At 71.5% G+C, this 2,540-nt stretch carries 3 protein-coding genes; 2 read left to right on the forward strand and 1 reads right to left on the reverse strand.

The window, feature by feature from the left end; genetic code table 11:
• Together B9S61_RS02810 and B9S61_RS02815 are read left to right on the forward strand one after the other, a co-directional pair.
• Window positions 1-294 (forward strand): WYL domain-containing protein (locus tag B9S61_RS02810; protein ID WP_146064686.1); only part of this gene is annotated, 294 nt, incomplete at its 5' end.
• Window positions 295-468: 174 nt separating this feature from the next.
• Window positions 469-2,112 carry a DNA repair helicase XPB gene (locus B9S61_RS02815; RefSeq protein WP_103540757.1) on the forward strand — a complete coding sequence of 548 codons (1,644 nt, stop codon included), beginning with the start codon at window positions 469-471 and terminating at the stop codon, window positions 2,110-2,112.
• Between the two features lie 5 nt (window positions 2,113-2,117).
• Here B9S61_RS02815 and B9S61_RS02820 read toward each other — a convergent pair whose 3' ends face one another.
• On the reverse strand, window positions 2,118-2,501 hold the full coding sequence (locus B9S61_RS02820; RefSeq protein ID WP_103540758.1) for a hypothetical protein: 384 nt from the start codon (window positions 2,499-2,501) through the stop codon (window positions 2,118-2,120).
• Window positions 2,502-2,540 lie beyond the last annotated feature (39 nt).

Consider the following 2,540-nt stretch of genomic DNA (forward strand, 5'->3'; position numbering starts at 1 on the left):
GCCACCGCACCCCGCAGACCCACCGCCGGCGGCGACCGTCCCGGCGGACTCGGGGAGCTGCCCCGTACGACCGCCGCCGAGACCCTCGCCACCCTGCAGGCCGCCGTCCTCACCGGCGGGACGCTGTGGATGGGCTACGTCAACGCCGAGGGCGCGGCGAGCCAGCGCGTGATCGCCCCGGTGCGTGTCGAGGGCGGCTTCGTCACGGCGTACGACCACACCGCCGACGAGGTCCGTACGTATCCGCTGCACCGGATCACGGGGGTCGCGGAACTGGCCGACGAGGAGGACTGACCCGTCCGGTGCGGACCGGCCCCGGCCGGAGGTCGGCTCCTCGCAGGGCGGGGGCGGGCCGGTGGCCGTTGGTGAGCAAGCTCACGCCTCCTCCGCCGGGGCGTGCGATCAGGCAAACTGGACGTTTGGCCGAGCTGTGCCCGTGCCGAGCCCGTCGCAGAAAGGCAGCCGCGCGTGAATGGTCCGCTCATCGTCCAGTCCGACAAGACCCTTCTCCTCGAGGTCGATCACGAGCAGGCCGACGACTGCCGTCGGGTCATCGCGCCCTTCGCCGAGCTGGAGCGGGCGCCCGAGCACATCCACACCTACCGCGTGACCCCGCTGGGCCTGTGGAACGCGCGGGCGGCCGGGCACGACGCCGAGCAGGTGGTGGACGCGCTGGTGCAGTACAGCCGCTACCCGGTGCCGCACGCGCTGCTCGTCGACATCGCCGACACCATGGACCGCTACGGCCGGCTCAGCCTGTCCAAGCACCCGGCGCACGGTCTCGTCCTCACCAGCACCGACCGCCCCGTGCTGGAGGAGGTGCTGCGCTCCAAGCGGATCGCGCCGCTCGTCGGTGCCCGGATCGACCCGGACACGGTCGCCGTGCACCCTTCGGAGCGCGGGCAGATCAAGCAGACGCTGCTGAAGCTGGGCTGGCCGGCCGAGGACCTCGCCGGGTACGTGGACGGCGAGGCGCACCCCATCGAGCTGGTCGAGGACGGGTGGGCGCTGCGCCCGTACCAGAAGCAGGCCGTGGAGAACTTCTGGCACGGCGGCTCCGGCGTGGTCGTCCTGCCCTGCGGCGCCGGAAAGACGCTGGTCGGCGCGGGCTCGATGGCGCAGGCGAAGTCGACGACGCTGATCCTGGTCACCAACACCGTCTCGGCCCGCCAGTGGAAGCACGAGCTGGTGCGGCGGACCTCGCTGACCGAGGACGAGATCGGCGAGTACAGCGGGACCAAGAAGGAGATCCGGCCCGTCACCATCGCGACCTACCAGGTGCTGACGACGAGGCGGAAGGGCGTCTACCCCCACCTGGAGCTGTTCGACTCCCGTGACTGGGGCCTGATCCTCTACGACGAGGTGCATCTGCTGCCCGCGCCCGTCTTCAAGTTCACCGCCGATCTCCAGGCCCGGCGGCGGCTCGGTCTGACGGCGACCCTGGTCCGGGAGGACGGCCGCGAGTCCGACGTCTTCTCGCTGATCGGCCCGAAGCGGTTCGACGCGCCGTGGAAGGAGATCGAGGCCCAGGGCTACATCGCCCCGGCCGACTGCGTGGAGGTCCGGGTCAGCCTCACCGAGTCGGAGCGGCTGGCGTACGCGACGGCGGAGCAGGAGGAGAAGTACCGCTTCTGCTCGACGACGGCGACCAAGCAGAAGGTGACGGAGGCGATCGTCCGGCGGTTCGCGGGGCAGCAGATCCTCGTCATCGGGCAGTACATCGACCAGCTCGACGAGCTGGGCGAGCATCTGAACGCGCCGGTGATCAAGGGCGAGACGTCGAACGCCCAGCGGGAGAAGCTGTTCGAGGCGTTCCGGCAGGGGGAGATCAGCGTCCTGGTGGTGTCCAAGGTCGCGAACTTCTCGATCGACCTGCCGGAGGCGACCGTCGCCGTCCAGGTGTCGGGCACCTTCGGCTCACGGCAGGAGGAGGCGCAGCGGCTCGGCCGGGTGCTGCGGCCCAAGGCGGACGGGCACAAGGCCCACTTCTACTCCGTGGTCGCCCGGGACACCATCGACCAGGACTTCGCGGCGCACCGCCAGCGGTTCCTCGCGGAGCAGGGGTACGCGTACCGGATCATGGACGCGGACGAGCTGCTGACGGAGAACTGACGCGGTCATCCCCGGGGCAGGTTGAACACGAGCGCCAGGACCAGCAGGTAGGGCAGCAGGGTCAGCCCGGCCAGCCAGGCGCGGAGCACCGACCAGCGTCGGGTCCAGGGGAGCGTCCAGGAGGCCGGCCAGGTGCCGGCCGAGAGGAGGCCGCCGAAGACCAGGGTCCCGTGGATCACGTCCAGGGCGGTCGTCAGCGCCCGCGAGCAGTCGTCGGGGCCGCAGCTGTCGGTCGCCATGACGGACATCGCGCCGAACAGGAACGCCACGGGGACCAGGAACGCCCCGAGGGCGGTGGCCACGGCGGGCGCCACCCAGGCGCGGGGGTCCCGCTCGGCCCGGTACTGCTGGAGCGGTGACAGGGGTGCGGCGGCGGGCTGCTGGCTCATACGTCCAGTGAATCGGCGCGGCGGTGACCGGACACCGGC

This window comes from Streptomyces sp. SM1 (assembly GCF_002910825.1).
Lineage (GTDB): Bacteria > Actinomycetota > Actinomycetes > Streptomycetales > Streptomycetaceae > Streptomyces > Streptomyces okerensis.